Genomic DNA, 18,355 nt, shown 5'->3' with positions numbered 1-18,355 from the left:
GTGATTTCGAATTTAATCGAACGGGGACTTTTATGATCAAGAAACTTACGCTCGCAGCGCTGGCGCTCAGCCTCTCGGCTTCCGCCTCTTTTGCCGCAACGCAGGTGCAGTGGTGGCACGCCATGGGTGGCGAACTCGGCAAGAAAGTTGACGAGATCGTTGCAAACTACAACGCATCGCAGGACGAGTTTGAAGTCGTAGCTTCCTATAAGGGCGGTTATGCTGAAACCATGAATTCCGCGATCGCCGCTTTCCGTGCCAAAGAACAGCCTGCAATCGTGCAGGTCTATGAAGTTGGCACCGGCACGATGATGGCTGCCAAGGGCGCGATCTACCCGGTCTACGAACTGATGGCAGACACAGACGAGCCGTTCGATCCGAACGCGTTCCTGCCGGCTGTTGTTGGTTACTACACCGACACCGATGGCAACATGCTGTCGATGCCGTTCAACTCCTCCACGCCGATCCTTTATTACAACAAGAACGTTTTCGAAGAGGCTGGCCTCGACCCGAACACGCCGCCGAAAACCTGGAGCGAAGTTGCTGACTTCTCCAAGAAGATCGTTGACAGCGGCGCTGCCGAGTGCGGCTTCACGACCGGCTGGGTTTCCTGGATCCAGACCGAAAACTTCTCTGCATGGCACAATGTTCCGCTCGGCACCGAAGAAAACGGCTTCGGCGGTCTCGACGCTGAACTGACCATGAATGGCCCGGTTCAGGTCAAACATTGGGGCAACCTGAAGAAGTGGGCAGATGAAGGCCTTTATCGCTATGCCGGCCCGGTCGGTGGCGACGATGCCCAGCCGATGTTCTATGCTGAAACCTGCGCCATGATGATGAACTCTTCGGCTTCGCGTGCCGGTGTTATGGCCAATGCCAAGAACTTCGATGTCGGCTTCGGCATGCTGCCTTACTACGCTGACGTTGAAGGCGCTCCGCAGAACTCCATCATCGGCGGCGCTACGCTTTGGGTCCTTCAGGGCCAGAATGACGATACCTACAAGGGCGTCGCTGACTTCTTCTCCTATCTGTCTTCTCCGGAAGTACAGGCTGACTGGCACCAGTTCTCCGGCTACCTGCCGATCACGACTGCTGCTTACGAACTCGGCCAGGAAGAAGGTTATTACGAAGCCAATCCGGGTGCTGACGTCGGCATCAAGGAAATCACGCTGAACGAGCCGACCGCCAACTCCAAGGGCCTTCGTTTCGGTAACTATGTTCAGATCCGCAACATCATCGATGATGAGTTCGAAGCGCTTCTGAACGACCAGAAAGACGCGCAGGAAGCACTCGACAGCGTTGTTTCACGCGGCAACCAGCTGCTTCGCGATTTCCAGGATGCAAACCAGTAAGCCTTTATAAATAAAGATAAAACAGGTCCGCGCAACGCTTGCGCGGACCTTCGTCTGTCAGATGGTCTGCCTTTCAGGCCCAAGATTTCAGAAATGAACCATGTCAACCAAGCGCACGATCTTCCGTAATCCGGCTCTGCCTTATCTGCTGCTGGCACCGCAAATGGCGATCACAGTCGTTTTCTTCCTGTGGCCGGCAGGACAGGCCATTTATCAGTCGTTTCTTCGCGAAGACGCCTTCGGTTTCAAGACGACGTTTGTCGGCCTTGCAAACTATAAGCGACTTTTCTCGGATCCGGTTTACCTCAACTCGGCCTATGTCACAGTGATTTTCGCTGTTTCTGTCGCTGCCCTTTCAATGGGACTGGCGCTGCTTTTCGCCGTCGCTGTGGACCGGATGATCAAGTCAGCCCAGACCTACACCACACTTCTGGTCTGGCCCTATGCGGTTGCGCCTGCGGTTGCAGGTGTTCTCTGGTGGTTCATTTTCAACCAGACGATCGGCATCATCCCGTTCCTGTTGCGGCAGGTCGGCTACAATTTCAGCCAGACCTCATCGGCAACGGATGCGATGATCCTTGTCGTCATCGCCGCGAGCTGGAAACAGATCAGTTACAATTTCCTGTTCTTTCTTGCCGGTCTCCAGTCGATCCCCACGTCTCTGCGTGAAGCGGCGGCCATTGACGGCTCCGGCCCCTTCAAGCGGTTCTGGACAATTACCTTCCCGCTGCTTTCGCCGACCACATTCTTCCTGATGGTCGTCAACGTCGTCTACACGATGTTCGATACATTCGGCGTGATTGACTCAACCACGGCCGGCGGCCCCGCACAGGCAACGAATATTCTGGTCTACAAGGTTTATCAGGATGGCTATATCGGCCTGAACCTTGGCTCTTCCGCGGCTCAGTCGGTGATCCTGATGCTGGTGGTCATTTCGCTGACGGTCATCCAGTTCCGTTACATTGAACGTCGCGTCGAATACTGAGGACAGCAATCATGGTAGAAAACAAACGCTGGCTCGATGTCCTCGCACATGCCGTTCTGATTCTCGGCCTGCTCGTCGTCGCCTTTCCGGTTTACATCGCGCTTATTTCAGCCACCCGCACATCCGGTGACTTTCTTACGGGTATGATTCCACTTCTGCCCGGTCCGCATCTTCTGGAAAACCTGAAAACAGTGCTGTTTTCCGGCATCGATAACAGCGGGACGCCACCGATAGGCCTGATGCTGTTTAACAGCCTGATGATGGCCCTGATCGTTGCTGTCGGCAAAATCGCGATTTCGATCACATCAGCCTTTGCAATCGTCTATTTCCGCTTCCGCTTTCGCATGCTGGCCTTCTGGCTCATTTTCGTAACGCTGATGCTGCCGGTGGAAGTCCGGATCATGCCCACCTTCAAGGTGGTTGCCGATCTGGGCCTGCTGAATTCCTATGCCGGTCTGGCTGTGCCGCTGATTGCGTCAGCGACTGCAACCTTCCTGTTCAGACAGGTCTTTCTGACCATGCCGGACGAACTGACAGAGGCTGCGCGCATTGACGGGGCCGGACCGATGAAATTTTTCAAGGACATGCTGCTGCCGCTCTCACGCACCAACATTGCGGCACTGTTTGTCATCCTCTTCATTTTTGGCTGGAACCAGTATCTCTGGCCGCTGCTGGTGACGACGGATGAGCGTTTTTACACCATTGTGATGGGTATCAAGCGTATGTCTGACGCCGTCGACGCCGAGCCGCGTTGGCACCTGGTCATGACCTCGGTTACTCTGGCAATGCTGCCACCGGTTCTGGTCGTCGTATTTATGCAGAAGCTCTTTGTTAAGGGCCTTGTCGAGACGGAGAAATAAGAATGGCTTCAATATCGCTTCAGAACATCGCAAAGGTTTATCCGGGCGGTACAAAAGCCGTGCGCGACATCAATATCGACATCAAGGACGGTGAGTTCATCGTTCTCGTCGGCCCGTCCGGCTGCGGTAAGTCCACGCTGCTGCGCATGGTTGCAGGGCTGGAAACGATCACCGAAGGTAAGGCGAAAATCGGGGACAAGGTCGTCAATCATGTCGAACCAGCCGACCGCGATATCGCAATGGTTTTCCAGAATTATGCGCTTTATCCGCACATGAGCGTTTACAACAATCTCGCTTATGGTCTGCGCAACCGCCGTAAACCGAAAGACGAGATTGATCGCCGCATTCGCGAAGCCGCACGCATGCTGGAAATCGAGCAGTATCTGGAACGCAAACCGCGCGCCCTTTCCGGCGGTCAGCGCCAGCGTGTCGCCATGGGCCGCGCGATCGTTCGCGAGCCGGAGGCCTTTCTCTTCGACGAACCGCTCTCCAACCTTGATGCCAAGCTGCGTGTTTCCATGCGTGGCGAAATCAAGCGCCTTCAAAAGCGCCTTGGCACGACGTCGCTTTATGTGACCCACGACCAGCTTGAAGCGATGACACTGGCAGATCGCCTCGTGGTTCTCAATGGTGGTGAGATCGAGCAGATCGGCACGCCGCTTGATGTTTACCACAAGCCGGCCTCAACCTTCGTCGCCAACTTCATCGGCTCTCCGGCCATGAACCTGATGAATGCCGAACTTCACGGTAATCGTCTGGCAATCGGCTATAATGTTCTGGAACTGGGCAGCTATGCGCCCGTGTCCGGCCCGGTCATCGTCGGCATTCGCGCAGAAGACCTTCAGCCCTATGAACAGCCCGGACTGACAATCAAGGCCAAGCTGGATTATTCCGAAGAGCTGGGAGCCGTGCGTCTGGCGCATTGCCTGATCGGTGAGCAGAAGATTGTAGCAGCGCTTTCGCCCGAAGAGCCGCTTGCCGATGAGCTGAACTTTTCTATCGATACTGAAAAGCTGCACTTCTTCGACAGCGAAACCGGCCAGCGGATACCAAAGGTAAAGGAGGCCGCAGAAACCAACGAAGCGGCACAAGCCTCCGGTGAAAGCCTCATCAATGCATAATATGGTCACGGACCGGGTATCTGCACTGTCAGTACCTGGTCATGATGAACGCGCAGGCTTTCGTGATCTGGAACGTTCAATACCGGCGCACAAACAAAAGCAGCGTGCGCTGGCCTGCCTCAATACGGTTGAAGTCAACGGCCAGAGCACGCCGGGGCTGCTGGACTTTCCCTTCAACGTGGCCGCCTGGAACCTTCAGCGCGGCCTGTTTCCGGCAGAAAGCGCCGCTCTTCTCAAGCAGGAAAATGCTGCACTGGTGATGCTCTCAGAGATGGATAACGGCATGGCCCGCACCGGCCAGCGCCACCCGACCGCAGAAATGGCCGAAGCACTTTCAATGCAGTATGCCTATGGCGTTGAGTTTATCGAGCTAGGCCTGGGCAATACGGAAGAACGGCCCTATTGCCGCGACGACTTCAACACGAAAGGCTTTCATGGCAATGCCATGATGAGCCGGGTCGAGCTCAATGACGCATTCATTCTGCCGTTAAGCGGCGATCCGATCTGGTTTTTGAACGGTGGGGATCAGCCACGCGTGGGAGCCCGGATGGCCATCGGCGCGGTCATCGAGACCAGATCGGGGCCGATGCTGGCGATCTCAACCCATCTTGAAAGCCATGGCGACATAAAGACCCGTGAGATTCAGACAGCTGACATTCTCGAACTCGCGGACCGGCATTTCAGCGGGCTTCCGGTGCTGATCGGCGGCGACCTGAATACGGGAAATCGCACTGGCGGAGATTTCAATCGTGAAACGCTGTTCACACGTGCAGAGCAGAAAGGCTATCTGCGGCATAGTGGCGATTCCGATGCAATAACCACGCGGCAGAGCCTCATCTCGAAGAAAGATCCGTTCCCCTTAAAGCTTGACTGGTTTCTGACGCGCGGCCTTGAGGTTGGAGAAAGCCGGATTGTGCCAGCCCTTGGGGACGATGGCACACCGCTTTCCGATCACGACATGATTACCTGCAGAATCACTGGTTTTACAAACTGAGCGTTCGCTCCATTGCCAAGCCTGCCGGGGGTGACTAAATATCGGGAATACTACAGCATCGGCCCGAAAATCAGCATCGATTTTCGGAAAGCACGATGCATAAATTCAATAGCTTAGAGTGTCCTTTATGCATCCGAATGGATGCACGGCGCTCTAATTGACCGGAGCTGCAGGATCATTTCATGCCCGCAATCAAAAATGTCGCGGTCCAGATGGATCATATTTCCACCGTTCAGATTGCAGGTGATTCCACCTTTGCCATGAGCCTGGAGGCCCAGAACCGGGGCTATAACCTGTTTCACTATACGCCGGATCGCCTGAGTATGCGTGACGGCAAAGTCTATGCATCTGTCGAACCGATGACACTGCGGGACATCGAAGGCGACCACTACACGCTCGGCGAGCCGGAACGCGTTGATCTATCCACCATGGATGTCGTGCTTCTGCGTCAGGATCCGCCCTTCGATATGGCCTATATCACATCGACGCACCTTCTCGAACGCATCCATCCCAAAACCTTGGTCGTCAATGACCCGGCCTGGGTGCGCAATTCTCCGGAAAAGATCTTCGTTACCGAATTTGCCGATCTTATGCCGCCAACGCTGATCACCAAGGATGTTGGTGAGCTGAAGCGCTTTCGCGAGGAAATGGGCGATATCATCTTGAAACCGCTCTACGGCAATGGCGGTGCTGGCGTTTTTCATTCAACACGGGACGACCGGAATTTTACCGCGCTGCTGGAAATGTTCGACCAGATGTTCCGCGAGCCCTACATTGCGCAAGGATATCTGCCGGAAGTGCGCAAGGGCGACAAACGCATCATTTTGATTGATGGTGAATTTGCCGGCGCGATCAACCGCATTCCAGCGGAAACAGACAGCCGCTCAAACATGCATGTTGGCGGCCGTGCCGAAGCCGTCGGCATTACCGAACGCGAAAAAGAAATCTGCGCGCGCATCGGACCTGCCCTGAAAGAACGCGGCTTTCTTCTGGTCGGCATTGATGTGATCGGCGACTATATGACCGAAATCAACGTAACGTCACCGACGGGGATTCGCGAAGTGAAGAAGTTCGGCGGGCCGGATATTTCTGCACTTCTGTGGGACGCAATTGAGAAAAAGTGCGGCTGAAGGCATTCACAGCACAGCCAGCATGGCCGACGCGTTCATCAACAGCGCATTTATTCAAAAGAGCAGCGCCTGCAGCGTTCAGATGCAGTCCTGCTCTTTCTTCGTTTTGGTGAGTGCCGAAACCTTGCAGCCTGAAGCGCCGTGCATCCATTCGAATGCACAAAGGACGAAAGGACGCTCTAAAGCCGCTGGCCGGCCAGTTGCTGCATGACGGCATCGACGTGTGCAGCAACATCACGATCACCGGGATAAAGCGTCAGATACTGGCGCCAGACATCCAGTGCAGCCTCCGTATGCCCGGTTTTATCGAGAATGGTCGCCATGAGACCAAGCGCGGCAAAGTCGCGCGGTTCCAGCTCAAGCGAAGTTCGGATATCATCCATCGTCTTGGCATAATCACCGCTGGTATAGTGCACGACAGCGCGCCGGCGATAAGCCGCAACATCATCTGGATTCAAGGCAATCGCTTCCGACAGAAAATCAAGCGCCGCAGCATGCCGCTCATCGTTTTCAGCCTCATCGGCCCATTTGAAGAGAAGCGAGAGCGTGGCACTGGATGAGCGATCCAGTTCTTCATCGATTCGCCCAGCAATGGCCGCAGCGGCCTGTTCTGAGCGCGTACGCTTCAGACTGACCAACATCGAATCGATCGGGTTTTCCGGTGACGCCTGCTCCACCACGGCAGTATCCGGGGGCTCACCCACCGCGCCCGGAATTTTGTCATCCGGAAGGTCTGCTGAGGGCGGCAGCCGCTCAGGCCCTGTCTGCGCAATGGCAACAGGAGGCAGAAAGATAAACGAAATGGCCAGAAGTGCAGTCACAAAAAAACGCATGACGGGAGAATATCCCGTCATGGTCAAACGTCAAATAACAATTCCGGGATAAGCATCATTGGCCTGCGAAAAGCCTGCACCCATCCTCAGTCCGCGTAATCAGCCCTGACGAGCTTTGAAACGCGGGTTATTCTTGTTGATGATGTAGACGCGGCCTTTGCGGCGCACCATACGATTTTCCCGGTGACGGGATTTCAACGCTTTGAGCGAATTCTTGATCTTCATGTTTTCGATCCGCTTGGATTGCCGCACTCAACCGAGAAGGCAAGGCGGTCTGTTACTAATCAAAAGCGCGCCGGACGGCGCGCTTGTTCGTGGTGGCGTTAGTAGCGAATAGCGACAGCAGAGTCAACTGCTCTGACGGTCGCCAAGCACGGTAACATGGCCCATTTTGCGGCCCGGGCGGGTTTCTGCCTTACCATAGAGATGCACCAGCGCTCCGGGATGGGTCATCCATTCAGAAATCCGATCCATGTCATCGCCAATAAGATTGTGCATAACGCAATCACTATGACGGACCGGATCGATCAGCGGCAGACCGCAAATGGCGCGAATATGCTGCTCAAACTGAGAGATCACACAAGCCCCCTCGCTCCAGTGCCCGGAATTGTGAACCCTGGGCGCGAATTCATTGGCCAGCAGCGCACCATCTTTACCGACGAAGAACTCAACACCGCAGACACCGACATAGCCGAGACCATTCATAAGCTTTGAGGCCGCTGACTTTGCCTCATCTGCCAGTGCGGGCGATATGTTGCCCGGCACGGTCGATGTTCGCAAGATCCCGTCACGATGAACATTTTCGGCAGGATCGAAGCAAACGAAACCACCATCGGGTCCACGCGCCGCGATCACAGAAATTTCGCGCTCGAACGCAATCCATTCTTCCAGAATAGCGGGCGCACCATTCAACGCCTCGAACGCAGCTTCGGCATTGTTGCCCTCGCCAGCAAAGACCCACTGACCTTTTCCGTCATAGCCAAAGCGACGGGTTTTCAACACGCCGCGACCGCCAAAATCAGCCAACGCCGCTTCCAGCGCTTCAACCGTGTCCACGGCGCGAAACCCAGCCGTCGGAATCCCGTTATCGTTGAGAAACGTCTTCTCCGTCAGCCGGTCCTGCGAAACCGAAAGCGCTCTTGGTGGCGGAAAGACAGGACGTTTCGCGGCAAGACGTGCGGCACTTTCCTCGGGCACGTTTTCGAACTCATAGGTGATGATATCCGCTTTTTCCGCCAGTTCACGCAAGGCTTCTGCATCGTCATAGGCGGCAATGATATGATCATTTGCCACTTGTGCCGCCGGACACCCCTCCTGCGGCTCCAGAATAATCGTACGGATCGAAAGACGCGCAGCCGCCATAGCAAGCATGCGTCCGAGCTGGCCGCCGCCGATAATACCAACAGTCTTCATGGGGTCATTCATCCTTATCGATCGGGTATTCAGCCACGCTTGCCGCCTGGCGAGCTCGATATTCATCAAGCCGGAGCGCGGCTTCCGGGTCATGCAGCGCCAGCACTGATGCGGAAAGAAGCGCGGCATTCACAGCCCCTGCCCGGCCAATCGCCAGCGTTCCCACGGGTATTCCGGCGGGCATCTGTACAATCGACAAGAGGCTGTCCTGACCGGAAAGGGCACGGGACTGCACCGGCACACCGAAGACAGGAAGCGGCGTTAATGCTGCCAGCATACCCGGCAAATGCGCCGCCCCGCCCGCACCGGCAATTATCACCTGAAAGCCTTCTTCGCGCGCACCACGGGCAAACTCAAACATGCGATCCGGGGTGCGGTGAGCAGAAACGATCCGTGCCTCATAGCCGATATCGAGGGAATCAAGCGTATCCGCGGCATTCTTCATCGTTTCCCAGTCGGACTGGGAGCCCATGACAATGGCGACGGGCGGGTTCATGATCGAGCTCATCGGCGTTCCATTTCACACAAGGTTCCGGGTTCGGCGCCGATGGAAAACGAAGCCATGCACGCCGGATTCACGCAGTAGTGAAACCGATCTAGCATCAAACAGATTTTCTGCAAAGAAAGAGGGCGAAAACTTGTCTTTTCGGACACGGAATTTGCGCCGAAATTTCACATTTATACCTTCGACAAGCCGCCTCAGTTATGGCAGTCTAATTTTGCAAATTGATGACGGACGCCGCTTTTGGTGGTCCACGTTAAAGGAAGGACGTGTGAAATGACAGTTCAGACTCACCTTGCCGCTCTTGAAGAAAAGCATTCGCAGCTTGAAAAGAGAATTAACCAGGTAATGGCATCCCCTTCCAGCCCTGATGAAGAAATTGTCGATCTCAAACGCAAGAAGCTCCACCTTAAAGAAGAGATCGAACGCCTCAGCGACACCGCCAACTAACACATAGTTTCATCCACATCCGATACGTTTGGCGGCTTCAAGACAAGCCGCGCAACGTCTTTCGATATGGCAAAATCAAGCCCCGGCTATAAAGACCGGGGCTTTTTTATGTCTGGTGCTCCATAGAGCGAAGCTTTCAGCGGGGTTCAGCGTCATCTCTTTTGGCCTTGATCACCCCGACACGGGCCATCACTTCACCCGGAATATCGTAGGTTTCCTTCAGGTGATGATCGGTTTTCAGTCCGAGATAATCGCGCTGAATAAAAAGCGCGAAGGCGCGGTCGGCGGCGTCTTGAACCAGCTGATCACGATCGGCATTGGCGCCTGAGGTTTCATCATGGCGTTTCAAAGCCGCCAGAGCCTCTTCCAGCTGACGCCCGATGCGCCCCAGCGCATGCGCTGTTTCCTCCATGATCTCATACTGCAAGGCATCAAGATTGGGATCGAGCGGCTTGCTGTTGGTCCCCGGCAGGATCGGCGTTTTACCAGCCATGACATGCTCCTTTGTTCTCCCCTCCAACATCGGATGCTACTCACAAAAGATCAAGGACAGACCAGACATCAAAAAACCGCCGGGTGTTTCACCCGGCGGCTGAAGACTTTCTAAAACCGTAACGTCGGTCTATTAGTCGTCGCGGCCCTTCAGGGCAGCACCGAGGATATCGCCGAGCGAAGCACCGCTGTCGGACGAACCGAACTGAGCAACAGCTTCCTTCTCTTCTGCGATTTCCAGCGCCTTGATCGACAGCATGACCTTGCGATCCTTCTTGGAGAAGTTGGTCACGCGGGCATCGAAGACCTGACCGGCAGAGAAACGCTCTGGGCGCTGCTCATCGCGGTCGCGGGCGAGATCCGAACGACGGATGAACGCCGTGATGTCGTCATGATTGACGAGCCTGACCTCAACACCGCCATCGTTGGTGGCGATCACTTCGCAGGAAACAACAGCACCCTTGCGCAGTTCACCCGAAGCAGCAGCTTCCGTCAGTGAATCCTTGCCAAGCTGCTTGATGCCGAGCGAGATGCGTTCTTTCTCGATATCGACATCGAGAACAACAGCTTTGACGATGTCGCCCTTGTTGTATTCCTCGATGACCTGCTCGCCCGGACGGTTCCAGTCGAGATCAGACAGGTGAACCATGCCGTCGACGTCGCCTTCGAGACCGATGAACAGGCCGAATTCGGTCTTGTTCTTGATCTCACCTTCAACAACCGTGCCGGACGGATGGGAGAAGGAGAAAGCTTCCCAAGGATTTTCAAGCGTCTGCTTGAGGCCGAGAGAAATACGACGCTTGGCCGGATCAACTTCGAGAACGACAACTTCGACTTCCTGACTCGTGGACAGGATCTTGCCAGGATGTACGTTCTTCTTCGTCCAGGACATTTCGGAGATGTGGATCAGGCCTTCAATGCCCGGTTCCAGCTCAACGAATGCACCGTAGTCGGTGATGTTGGTAACCGTACCGGAGATCTTCTTGCCTTCCGGATACTTGGCCTGGATGCCATCCCACGGATCAGCTTCAAGCTGCTTCATGCCCAGCGAAATGCGGTGCGTTTCCTGGTTGATGCGGATGATCTGAACCTTGACATTCTGGCCAATGGACAGAAGCTCGGTCGGATGATTAACGCGACGCCATGCCATATCGGTGACGTGCAGCAGGCCATCGATGCCGCCGAGATCGACGAAGGCACCGTAGTCGGTGATGTTCTTGACAACACCTTCAACGACCTGACCTTCTTCGAGGTTCTGGACGATTTCCGAACGCTGTTCAGCGCGGCTTTCTTCAAGAACGGTACGGCGCGAAACAACGATGTTGCCACGACGCTTGTCCATCTTGAGGATTTCGAAGGGCTGCGGCGTGTGCATCAGTGGGGAAACGTCGCGGATCGGACGGATATCCACCTGTGAACGCGGCAGGAAGGCGATTGCGCCATCGAGATCGACCGTGAAGCCGCCCTTGACCTGGTTGAAGATCTGACCTTCAACGCGCTCGCCGGCTTCAAACTTGGCTTCAAGCTTGACCCAGGCTTCTTCGCGACGTGCCTTTTCGCGCGACAGAACAGCTTCGCCCAGCGCGTTCTCGATGCGCTCAACGTAAACTTCAACTTCGTCACCCGGTTTCAGTGCACCGTCTTTGGCCTTCGCGCCAAATTCCTTAAGCGGAACGCGGCCTTCGACCTTCAGGCCGACATCGATGATAGCGACGTCTTTTTCGATCGCCGTGATCGTGCCCTTGGCAACATAGCCTTCTGCGAGATCGTTTCTCTCGGAGAAGGATTCCTCAAGCATCGCGGCAAAATCGTCCCGCGTAGGGGTATCTGCAGACATAGAAACTCCTGATCATGTCCGTTTTCGTGTCAAACGGCCCGGACATATCTGCGCCGGTGGTTCGTGTTAAACGCATGCCTTTAAAGCATTCACCCCACACTTGACTTACAAAGGTGGAGAAATTCCGGCGCTCGAATGCTTAGAAAGGCCTATTTCCAATACGGAGAAAAACTCCGCAATTTTAAGTATTCCGGTCAAGCCTAGCGTGGATATACGCAATTGCGGCCTGAAACGCGGCCTCTATACCCATTTTGGACGTATCAAGCAAGTGCGCATCGTCCGCAGGACGCAAGGGACTGTCTTTTCGTCCCATATCGCGCTCATCCCGGCGCTGGACATCAGCAAGAATAGCGGAAAAGTCAGCCGCTTCGCCTCTGGCGATGATTTCATCATAGCGCCTGCGGGCGCGCACCTGTGCATCGGCAGTCACATAAAGCTTCACCGCAGCATCGGGGCAGACCACAGTACCGATATCCCGGCCATCAAGAACCGCGCCGTCACCATTGTCAGCAAAGCGTCTCTGTGCCTCGACCAGCGACCGGCGCACAGATGGCATCGCGGCAATTTTCGAAGCAGCCTCACCGATCTGATGTGCTGAGAGAATATTACGGTCAAGACCGGCAAGATCGATACGTGCGGCCATGTCTGCCGCGACTGCCTCATCATCCAGCGGTTTTCCCGCATCGAGAAGCGCTTTTGCAGTCGCACGATAGGTCAGTCCGGTATCGAGGTGCGGCAGACCAAAAGCCTCAGCCAGCTTTCGCGCCAGCGTGCCTTTGCCAGCTGCGGCGGGGCCATCAATTGCGATTACCAGTTTTGTCATACAGCACCTCTTTTCCGTCGCTGGATTAAAGCAGGTCGCGAGTGAAGGCAAACCGTTTCCCGAAAAGGCAAACGGGTGGGCTTCCGGATCGGACGGTTATTCGCAGCCCGAAAGGATTGGACCGTATTGGAAGAAAAAATATTGCGATATCACAAGTTATTTTGCTGCAATGCGATAGCCATAACATGATATGCAAGACTTACGAATAATGAAATATATTTCAAAACATTACATTATTCTCCATCTGAGGCTTTGGTCAGCAGCGCTACCCTTTGCTGTCGTCGGCTTATGTAACTCGTATGCTAGTCCGCAGTTTCAGCCAGTTTTTTTGCCTTAAATCAAGGCCCTCGCATCACAATTCAAGTCATCTGTGGCTAACCGATATGCGTCCGGACACTCCTCCCGCCGGCGCCATATTCAACGAAAAATCTGACCGCCTGTGCCCCGCAAAGAGAGTGGGTGCAGCAGGTCTGCCGGACACATGATGAGGTTGACATGGTTTATGACTATCTCGTGATTGCGGGCTACTTTGCGCTCATGGTCGCAATCAGCCTGCTGTTTAAAAAGATGGCCAGCAACAGCGCCAGCGATTATTTCCGCGGCGGCGGCAAAATGTTGTGGTGGATGGTCGGTGCGACCGCCTTTATGACTCAGTTTTCCGCCTGGACGTTCACTGGCGCGGCCGGGAAGGCATTCACTGATGGTTTCGCCATTATGGGCGTTTTCATAGGTAATATGGTCGCCTATGTCGCCGCCTATTTCTACTTTGCGCCGCGCTTCCGCCAGATGCGGGTGGATACACCAACAGAAGGTGTGCGCCGCCGCTTCGGCCACGGGAATGAGCAGTTCTTTACCTGGGTCATTATCCCGCTGAGCGTTATCAATGCCGGCGTCTGGTTGAATGGACTTGGGGTTTTCGCTTCAGCGGTTTTTGACAGCCCGATCGTTCCGACAATCTGGGTCACCGGCATCGTCGTTCTGGCCATTTCGCTCTTGAGCGGGGCATGGGGTGTCGTCGCCTCGGATTTCATTCAGACACTTGTTGTTGCTGTCATTTCGGTTGCCTGTGCTGCAACGGCCCTCTTCGTCGTCGGCGGTCCGTTTGAAATCATTGACCGTTTCCCCGGCGGCTTTGTCTCCGGGCCAGACCTGAATTACCCGCTTCTCCTTGTCGGCTCCTTCCTGTTTTACATCGTCAAACAGCTCCAGAGCATCAACAATATGCAGGAAAGCTACCGCTTCCTGAATGCCAAGGACTCGCTGAATGCCCGCAAAGCGGCGGTCATGGCACTGGTCATGATGATGTTCGGCGCGGTAATCTGGTTCATACCACCATGGGCGACGGCCATTATGAACCCTGAGGCTGCAACCGCCTATCCACAGCTTGGCGCCAAGGCCAGCGACGCAGTCTATCTGGTCTTTGCAAGAACCTATATGCCAGCCGGAACGGTGGGCCTTTTGATGGCCGGTCTGTTTGCCGCCACCATGTCATCGATGGACTCGGCCCTGAACCGGAATTCGGGCATCTTCACCCGCTCATTTTATGGCCCGATCCTGCGTAAGGGTCAGGCCACAGACAAGGAACAGCTTTTCGCCGGTCAGATCGCCTGCGTTGTGAATGGTGTCCTCGTCATCGGCATGGCCCAGTTTTTCAACTCGATGAAAACGCTCAGCCTGTTTGACCTTATGATGCAGGTAGCAACGCTTCTGCAGTCGCCAATCCTGGTTCCGCTTTTTGCCGGCATCTTCATCCGCAAGACGCCGAAATGGGCACCCTGGACCACAGTTATCTTCGGTCTGTTCGTCTCGTATCTGGTCGCCAATATCTTCACCGCCGATATCGTTGCCGGGTGGTTTGGCATGACCGATCTGACCGCGCGCGAACTTGGCGATTTCAAGATCATCGAAACGATTGCAGCACACCTGATCTTCACACTCGGTTTCTTCTGCCTGACGACATTGTTCTACAATGAAGCAAAAGACACCAATATCGAAGCCACAACCGAGTTCTTCCGTGATGTCGATACCCCGGTTATCGCTGGCGAAGGTCAGAGCGCTTACGACCGCGCACAGCGTCTGAAACTCGGCACGCTGGTGATGTATATGGGTCTTGGGCTTGTGCTGATGGTGCTGATCCCGAACCCGGTCTGGGGCCGTGCTCTCTTTGCAGTCTGCGCGGCGGCCATATTCGCCATCGGCTACGGAATGAAGAAAAGTGCCGGGCCGCGAACGGACGACCTGCCCGCAGAACCACAGCCGGTTAAACTCTGAACCGTCCGGGCAAAACTGCGTGCCTCCCCAAAGGCGCGCATCTTCGCTCAACAATGCGCAAAAAGCCCGGCTTTGAAGGCCGGGCTTTTTGATTAAAGCATCAATGGTAAAGGCGTCTCTGGAACTTATTCGCCGGGCGCATCAGCCAAAGCTGGCTCACTCTTGGCGTCGGTCTCGCTCTGCTCCTTTGCTTCCGCCTTTGGCGTGCGCTTGCGGCGAACCGGCTTTTTCGGCGCGGGCTCAGCTGGCTGATCATCGCTTGCTACAGCGCCTGCGCCCTCATTGGTGGCGGCAGCTTCTGCCGGAGCATCTTCCGCGTTGCCTTCAGCAGACGCCCGTTTTGTCCGGCGTGGACGCGGAGTCGTCGAGGTGCGGCGTGAACGGCGCGGCTTTTCAACCGGCTGGCCGTCCGATGCTTCAGCAGCAACTTCGGCAGGCGTGCCTTCAATCTCCGGCTGCGGGCCATCTGCATCGACAGACTGGTCCTGCTTCTTCGGCGCATTATCCCGTTTGGAATTGCGGCTATCCTGGTTGTTCTGCTGGTTATTATTCTTGCCAGCGGTGTTATCGTCGTTGTCGTCGGAATTGTTGTCCGAACGATCATCACGCTGCTGATAGCGCTCCTGCATCTGCGCCTGTGCGGCTGCAATAATGCGGTTGTAATGTTCAGCGTGCTGGAGATAGTTCTCAGCCATCACACGATCACCGGAGCCCTGCGCATCCCGCGCAAGCGACATGTATTTCTCCGCAATATGCTGCGCGGTTCCGCGAACCTTCACATCAGGACCGGAACTATCATATGTCCGGGTCAGCGGATTGGCGCCCTTACGGTTGAAACCATTATTATTGCCGCGCCCCCGGCTGCGCTTATTCTGCTGTCCTGACCTCATGGAATGTATCACCTGAATGTTCGTTAAAAGGGCGAGCTACGCCTTCGGCCGTGCACAAATTCAAATAAGTGCTGCGGCATAGTCCCGCTTGGCAGGGCACAAAACCCACTGCCAGTCTAAGGGTTTAAATCTCTGAATCACGCAATCGACGGAAAGTCACGATAAAAGTCATCGGACGAACAACCAAAGACCAAGTCGGGAAACGAATCGCCGTTTCATCGGTTGCCGTTTTGCGTGGGTGCAAACTATCCCGCTTGTGGGAAAAAACCAAGCCCTTTCTTAGCTTGTTTTCAAAAAAGCTTGCGCCTGACATCCCTTAAAGGCCTGCCTCCAGCGCAAAAAGACCAGCCGTGCCGATCAACGGCCACTTGCGAAAACCAGCACCCGATCATTGCCTCCAAGATCGGATACCGCCTCAAGACGCGCATATCCCGCATCGCGGAATATTGCAGTCACGGTCTGCTTTTGATCAAAACCGATTTCAAGTGCAATGACACCATCTTCAGCCAGAAACGTTTCACAGTCCCGCGCAATTGACCGATAAGCATCCAGCCCGTCCGGACCACCATCAAGGGCGGCACGCGGATCAAAATCGCGCACATCAGGGTCAAGCTGATCAACCTGATTCGAATCGATATATGGCGGATTTGACACGATCATGTCAAAGCGACCTTCAACCGCCTCAAACCATGACCCCTCAATCGCACTGATGCGATTTTTCACCCCATTGATTAGGGCATTCTCGCAGGCCGTTTCAAGAGCGCCTGCAGAAATATCTGTCATAACCGCCTCGACGTCAGGGCAGTTCTTTACCAGCGTGATCGCAATTGCGCCGGTTCCTGTACCAAGATCGATGACGCGCGCACGGCCTTTACGCGCAACGATTTTCTTCAGGTAGAAGAGACAGCGCTCAACCAGAATTTCTGTGTCGGCTCTCGGCTCCAGCGTTTCAGCCGATAATCTGAAATCGAGCCCGTAAAACTCGCGCGCGCCCAGAATACGATAAACCGGTTCGCGTCTTTTCCGGCGCGCAACCGCCGTCTCCAGAGCGGCAGCTTCCCTGGAAGAGAGGACACGCTCCGGCTCGGCGATTAGCGCGGTCAGCGAGAGGCCGCAAAGACCGGTCACGAGGTGGCGAGCATCTTCAGACGGGTGAGGCAGACCTGCATCGGAGAACGCTTTTACGGCCTGACGATAAGCCCCTTCCAGGGTGAGACGGCTCACCCCTCAGCTTCCTTCAACACCAAGCTGGGCCAGCTGCCCGGCCTGATAATCATAAATCAGCGCGTCAATCACCTCGTCCAGATCGCCCTGGATCACGGAATCCAGCTTATAGAGTGTAAGGTTGATGCGATGATCGGTCACGCGCCCCTGCGGAAAGTTATAGGTGCGTATCCGTTCGGAGCGATCGCCGGAACCAACCTGACTTTTGCGATCAGCCGAACGTTCGCTTTCAGAGCGCTGACGTTCGATATCGAGAAGCCGGGCACGCAGCACCTGCATCGCCCGCGCACGGTTCTGATGCTGCGATTTCTCCGAACTGGTCACAACAATTCCGGTCGGGATATGGGTGATGCGTACGGCCGAATCCGTGGTGTTCACATGCTGACCACCAGCACCCGATGACCGCATGGTATCAATGCGAAGATCTTCATTGCGGATTTCGATGTCGATGTCTTCTGCTTCCGGCAGAACAGCAACCGTTGCAGCGGAAGTGTGAATGCGTCCACCCGCTTCTGTTTCAGGGACGCGCTGCACCCTGTGCACACCGGATTCAAATTTCAGCCTTGAAAAGACGCCCTTACCGGAGACAGACGCAATGATTTCCTTATAGCCGCCCGCTTCGCCTTCACTGGCGGACAGCACCTCGACCTTCCAGCCGTTGGCGCTTGCATAGCGCTCATACATGCGAAACAGATCGCCTGCGAAAAGTGCTGCCTCAGACCCGCCGGTTCCGGCGCGGATCTCAAGGACGGCACTTTTATCATCGGCAGCATCCTTGGGAAGAAGCAGGATCTGAATTTCACCGGACAGCGCTTCAAGTCTTTCTTCAAGTTCCGGCAGTTCCATTTCTGCCAGCTCGCGCATTTCTGCTTCTGTCGTCTTATCCTCAAGCAGACTTCTGAGATCGTTCGCTTCGCGATCAATGTCATAGAAGGCCCGGATTTTCTGAACAACCGGGTCAAGCTCGGCATATTCAGAGGCAAGCCTGACATAGGTCTCGGCATCAGGCCCGGCGGACATGCGTGCCTCGACCTCGGAAAACCGTCGTTCAAGTTCCCGCATTTTTTCCTGAGGTAGCCTCGCCACGCCGTTTAAGCTCCATCTGTTGAAATTATTTCTGGCCGGAACCTGATGCCGCATGGGCGACATCAGGTTCCGGCTTTTTTCGTAAGCCCGGA

18 protein-coding genes are annotated in these 18,355 nt (G+C 55.2%); 8 read left to right on the top strand and 10 right to left on the bottom strand.

Translation table 11 applies throughout. The features are described 5' to 3' along the window. Window positions 1-32 precede the first annotated feature (32 nt). The 6 genes from ugpB to gshB all read left to right on the top strand — a co-directional run bounded on the left by ugpB (window position 33) and on the right by gshB (window position 6,442). Complete coding sequence (gene ugpB / locus EDC90_RS08925; RefSeq protein WP_132310671.1) at window positions 33-1,352, top strand: sn-glycerol-3-phosphate ABC transporter substrate-binding protein UgpB; 1,320 nt, start codon at window positions 33-35, stop codon at window positions 1,350-1,352. Between the two features lie 100 nt (window positions 1,353-1,452). Next, window positions 1,453-2,337 carry a sn-glycerol-3-phosphate ABC transporter permease UgpA gene (gene ugpA / locus EDC90_RS08920; protein WP_132310669.1) on the top strand — a complete coding sequence of 295 codons (885 nt, stop codon included), beginning with the start codon at window positions 1,453-1,455 and terminating at the stop codon, window positions 2,335-2,337. Between the two features lie 11 nt (window positions 2,338-2,348). Beyond that, window positions 2,349-3,197: a sn-glycerol-3-phosphate ABC transporter permease UgpE gene (gene ugpE, locus EDC90_RS08915; protein WP_132310667.1), complete on the top strand. Its 849-nt coding sequence runs from the start codon at window positions 2,349-2,351 to the stop codon at window positions 3,195-3,197. 2 nt (window positions 3,198-3,199) lie between these two features. Continuing rightward, entirely contained in the window at window positions 3,200-4,318 is a 1,119-nt protein-coding gene (locus EDC90_RS08910) for a sn-glycerol-3-phosphate import ATP-binding protein UgpC (protein ID WP_132310665.1), read from the top strand. Beyond that, the gene (locus tag EDC90_RS08905; protein WP_348633687.1) at window positions 4,311-5,312 is read left to right on the top strand and encodes an endonuclease/exonuclease/phosphatase family protein; all 1,002 of its coding nucleotides are present in this window, start codon (window positions 4,311-4,313) and stop codon (window positions 5,310-5,312) included. Before EDC90_RS08910 ends, EDC90_RS08905 begins: the two co-directional genes overlap by 8 nt. Before the next feature lie 182 nt (window positions 5,313-5,494). After that, the gene (gshB, locus tag EDC90_RS08900) at window positions 5,495-6,442 is read left to right on the top strand and encodes a glutathione synthase (protein WP_132310663.1); all 948 of its coding nucleotides are present in this window, start codon (window positions 5,495-5,497) and stop codon (window positions 6,440-6,442) included. A gap of 179 nt (window positions 6,443-6,621) precedes the next feature. Here gshB and EDC90_RS08895 read toward each other — a convergent pair whose 3' ends face one another. From EDC90_RS08895 to purE, 4 genes are all read right to left on the bottom strand, one after another. Continuing rightward, window positions 6,622-7,275, bottom strand: coding sequence for a tetratricopeptide repeat protein (locus EDC90_RS08895; RefSeq protein ID WP_132310661.1), 654 nt, complete (start codon window positions 7,273-7,275; stop codon window positions 6,622-6,624). A 99-nt stretch (window positions 7,276-7,374) separates the two neighbouring features. Continuing rightward, window positions 7,375-7,500 carry a type B 50S ribosomal protein L36 gene (gene ykgO, locus EDC90_RS08890; protein ID WP_132310659.1) on the bottom strand — a complete coding sequence of 42 codons (126 nt, stop codon included), beginning with the start codon at window positions 7,498-7,500 and terminating at the stop codon, window positions 7,375-7,377. A gap of 123 nt (window positions 7,501-7,623) precedes the next feature. Continuing rightward, window positions 7,624-8,688 carry a 5-(carboxyamino)imidazole ribonucleotide synthase gene (locus EDC90_RS08885; protein ID WP_132310657.1) on the bottom strand — a complete coding sequence of 355 codons (1,065 nt, stop codon included), beginning with the start codon at window positions 8,686-8,688 and terminating at the stop codon, window positions 7,624-7,626. A 4-nt stretch (window positions 8,689-8,692) separates the two neighbouring features. Next, on the bottom strand, window positions 8,693-9,184 hold the full coding sequence (purE, locus tag EDC90_RS08880) for a 5-(carboxyamino)imidazole ribonucleotide mutase (RefSeq protein WP_165972792.1): 492 nt from the start codon (window positions 9,182-9,184) through the stop codon (window positions 8,693-8,695). 282 nt (window positions 9,185-9,466) lie between these two features. On the opposite strand from purE, the gene EDC90_RS08875 reads away from it, so the two are divergent. Further along, the gene (locus EDC90_RS08875) at window positions 9,467-9,640 is read left to right on the top strand and encodes a YdcH family protein (protein ID WP_132310653.1); all 174 of its coding nucleotides are present in this window, start codon (window positions 9,467-9,469) and stop codon (window positions 9,638-9,640) included. A gap of 136 nt (window positions 9,641-9,776) precedes the next feature. Here EDC90_RS08875 and EDC90_RS08870 read toward each other — a convergent pair whose 3' ends face one another. The 3 genes from EDC90_RS08870 to cmk form a co-directional block, all read right to left on the bottom strand. Beyond that, a complete protein-coding gene (locus tag EDC90_RS08870; RefSeq protein ID WP_132310651.1) occupies window positions 9,777-10,133 on the bottom strand; it encodes a DUF6665 family protein in 357 nt (118 codons plus the stop codon). A gap of 132 nt (window positions 10,134-10,265) precedes the next feature. Continuing rightward, on the bottom strand, window positions 10,266-11,969 hold the full coding sequence (gene rpsA / locus EDC90_RS08865; protein ID WP_132310649.1) for a 30S ribosomal protein S1: 1,704 nt from the start codon (window positions 11,967-11,969) through the stop codon (window positions 10,266-10,268). A 181-nt stretch (window positions 11,970-12,150) separates the two neighbouring features. Further along, window positions 12,151-12,792 (bottom strand): (d)CMP kinase, encoded by a 642-nt coding sequence (gene cmk, locus EDC90_RS08860; protein ID WP_132310647.1) that lies wholly within the window; start codon window positions 12,790-12,792, stop codon window positions 12,151-12,153. 495 nt (window positions 12,793-13,287) lie between these two features. Here cmk and EDC90_RS08855 point away from each other — a divergent pair, with 495 nt between their 5' ends. After that, window positions 13,288-15,063, top strand: coding sequence for a sodium:solute symporter family protein (locus tag EDC90_RS08855; RefSeq protein WP_132310645.1), 1,776 nt, complete (start codon window positions 13,288-13,290; stop codon window positions 15,061-15,063). A 125-nt stretch (window positions 15,064-15,188) separates the two neighbouring features. On the opposite strand, the gene EDC90_RS08850 is transcribed toward EDC90_RS08855, so the two are convergent. From EDC90_RS08850 to prfA, 3 genes are all read right to left on the bottom strand, one after another. Next, entirely contained in the window at window positions 15,189-15,953 is a 765-nt protein-coding gene (locus tag EDC90_RS08850) for a DUF4167 domain-containing protein (RefSeq protein WP_132310643.1), read from the bottom strand. Between the two features lie 357 nt (window positions 15,954-16,310). Further along, window positions 16,311-17,177 carry a peptide chain release factor N(5)-glutamine methyltransferase gene (gene prmC / locus EDC90_RS08845; protein ID WP_245510999.1) on the bottom strand — a complete coding sequence of 289 codons (867 nt, stop codon included), beginning with the start codon at window positions 17,175-17,177 and terminating at the stop codon, window positions 16,311-16,313. Between the two features lie 3 nt (window positions 17,178-17,180). After that, window positions 17,181-18,263, bottom strand: coding sequence for a peptide chain release factor 1 (gene prfA / locus EDC90_RS08840; RefSeq protein WP_132310641.1), 1,083 nt, complete (start codon window positions 18,261-18,263; stop codon window positions 17,181-17,183). Window positions 18,264-18,355: the final 92 nt, after the last annotated feature.

Origin of the sequence: Martelella mediterranea, assembly GCF_004342225.1 — a bacterium.
In the GTDB taxonomy this organism is placed as follows: domain Bacteria; phylum Pseudomonadota; class Alphaproteobacteria; order Rhizobiales; family Rhizobiaceae; genus Martelella; species Martelella mediterranea_B.
The sequence above is the reverse complement of the archived record's forward strand: the minus strand, read 5'-3'. Positions and strand labels throughout refer to the sequence as shown.

Excerpts from the sequence above, each read along its gene's own strand:
- ugpB (WP_132310671.1), top strand. The coding sequence starts at position 33 with ATGATCAAGAAACTTACGCTCGCAGCGCTGGCGCTCAGCCTCTCGGCT.
- ugpA (WP_132310669.1), top strand. The coding sequence starts at position 1,453 with ATGTCAACCAAGCGCACGATCTTCCGTAATCCGGCTCTGCCTTATCTG.
- ugpE (WP_132310667.1), top strand. The coding sequence starts at position 2,349 with ATGGTAGAAAACAAACGCTGGCTCGATGTCCTCGCACATGCCGTTCTG.
- EDC90_RS08910 (WP_132310665.1), top strand. The coding sequence starts at position 3,200 with ATGGCTTCAATATCGCTTCAGAACATCGCAAAGGTTTATCCGGGCGGT.
- EDC90_RS08905 (WP_348633687.1), top strand. The coding sequence starts at position 4,311 with ATGCATAATATGGTCACGGACCGGGTATCTGCACTGTCAGTACCTGGT.
- gshB (WP_132310663.1), top strand. The coding sequence starts at position 5,495 with ATGCCCGCAATCAAAAATGTCGCGGTCCAGATGGATCATATTTCCACC.
- EDC90_RS08895 (WP_132310661.1), bottom strand. The coding sequence starts at position 7,275 with ATGCGTTTTTTTGTGACTGCACTTCTGGCCATTTCGTTTATCTTTCTG.
- ykgO (WP_132310659.1), bottom strand. The coding sequence starts at position 7,500 with ATGAAGATCAAGAATTCGCTCAAAGCGTTGAAATCCCGTCACCGGGAA.
- EDC90_RS08885 (WP_132310657.1), bottom strand. The coding sequence starts at position 8,688 with ATGAAGACTGTTGGTATTATCGGCGGCGGCCAGCTCGGACGCATGCTT.
- purE (WP_165972792.1), bottom strand. The coding sequence starts at position 9,184 with ATGAACCCGCCCGTCGCCATTGTCATGGGCTCCCAGTCCGACTGGGAA.
- EDC90_RS08875 (WP_132310653.1), top strand. The coding sequence starts at position 9,467 with ATGACAGTTCAGACTCACCTTGCCGCTCTTGAAGAAAAGCATTCGCAG.
- EDC90_RS08870 (WP_132310651.1), bottom strand. The coding sequence starts at position 10,133 with ATGGCTGGTAAAACGCCGATCCTGCCGGGGACCAACAGCAAGCCGCTC.
- rpsA (WP_132310649.1), bottom strand. The coding sequence starts at position 11,969 with ATGTCTGCAGATACCCCTACGCGGGACGATTTTGCCGCGATGCTTGAG.
- cmk (WP_132310647.1), bottom strand. The coding sequence starts at position 12,792 with ATGACAAAACTGGTAATCGCAATTGATGGCCCCGCCGCAGCTGGCAAA.
- EDC90_RS08855 (WP_132310645.1), top strand. The coding sequence starts at position 13,288 with ATGGTTTATGACTATCTCGTGATTGCGGGCTACTTTGCGCTCATGGTC.
- EDC90_RS08850 (WP_132310643.1), bottom strand. The coding sequence starts at position 15,953 with ATGAGGTCAGGACAGCAGAATAAGCGCAGCCGGGGGCGCGGCAATAAT.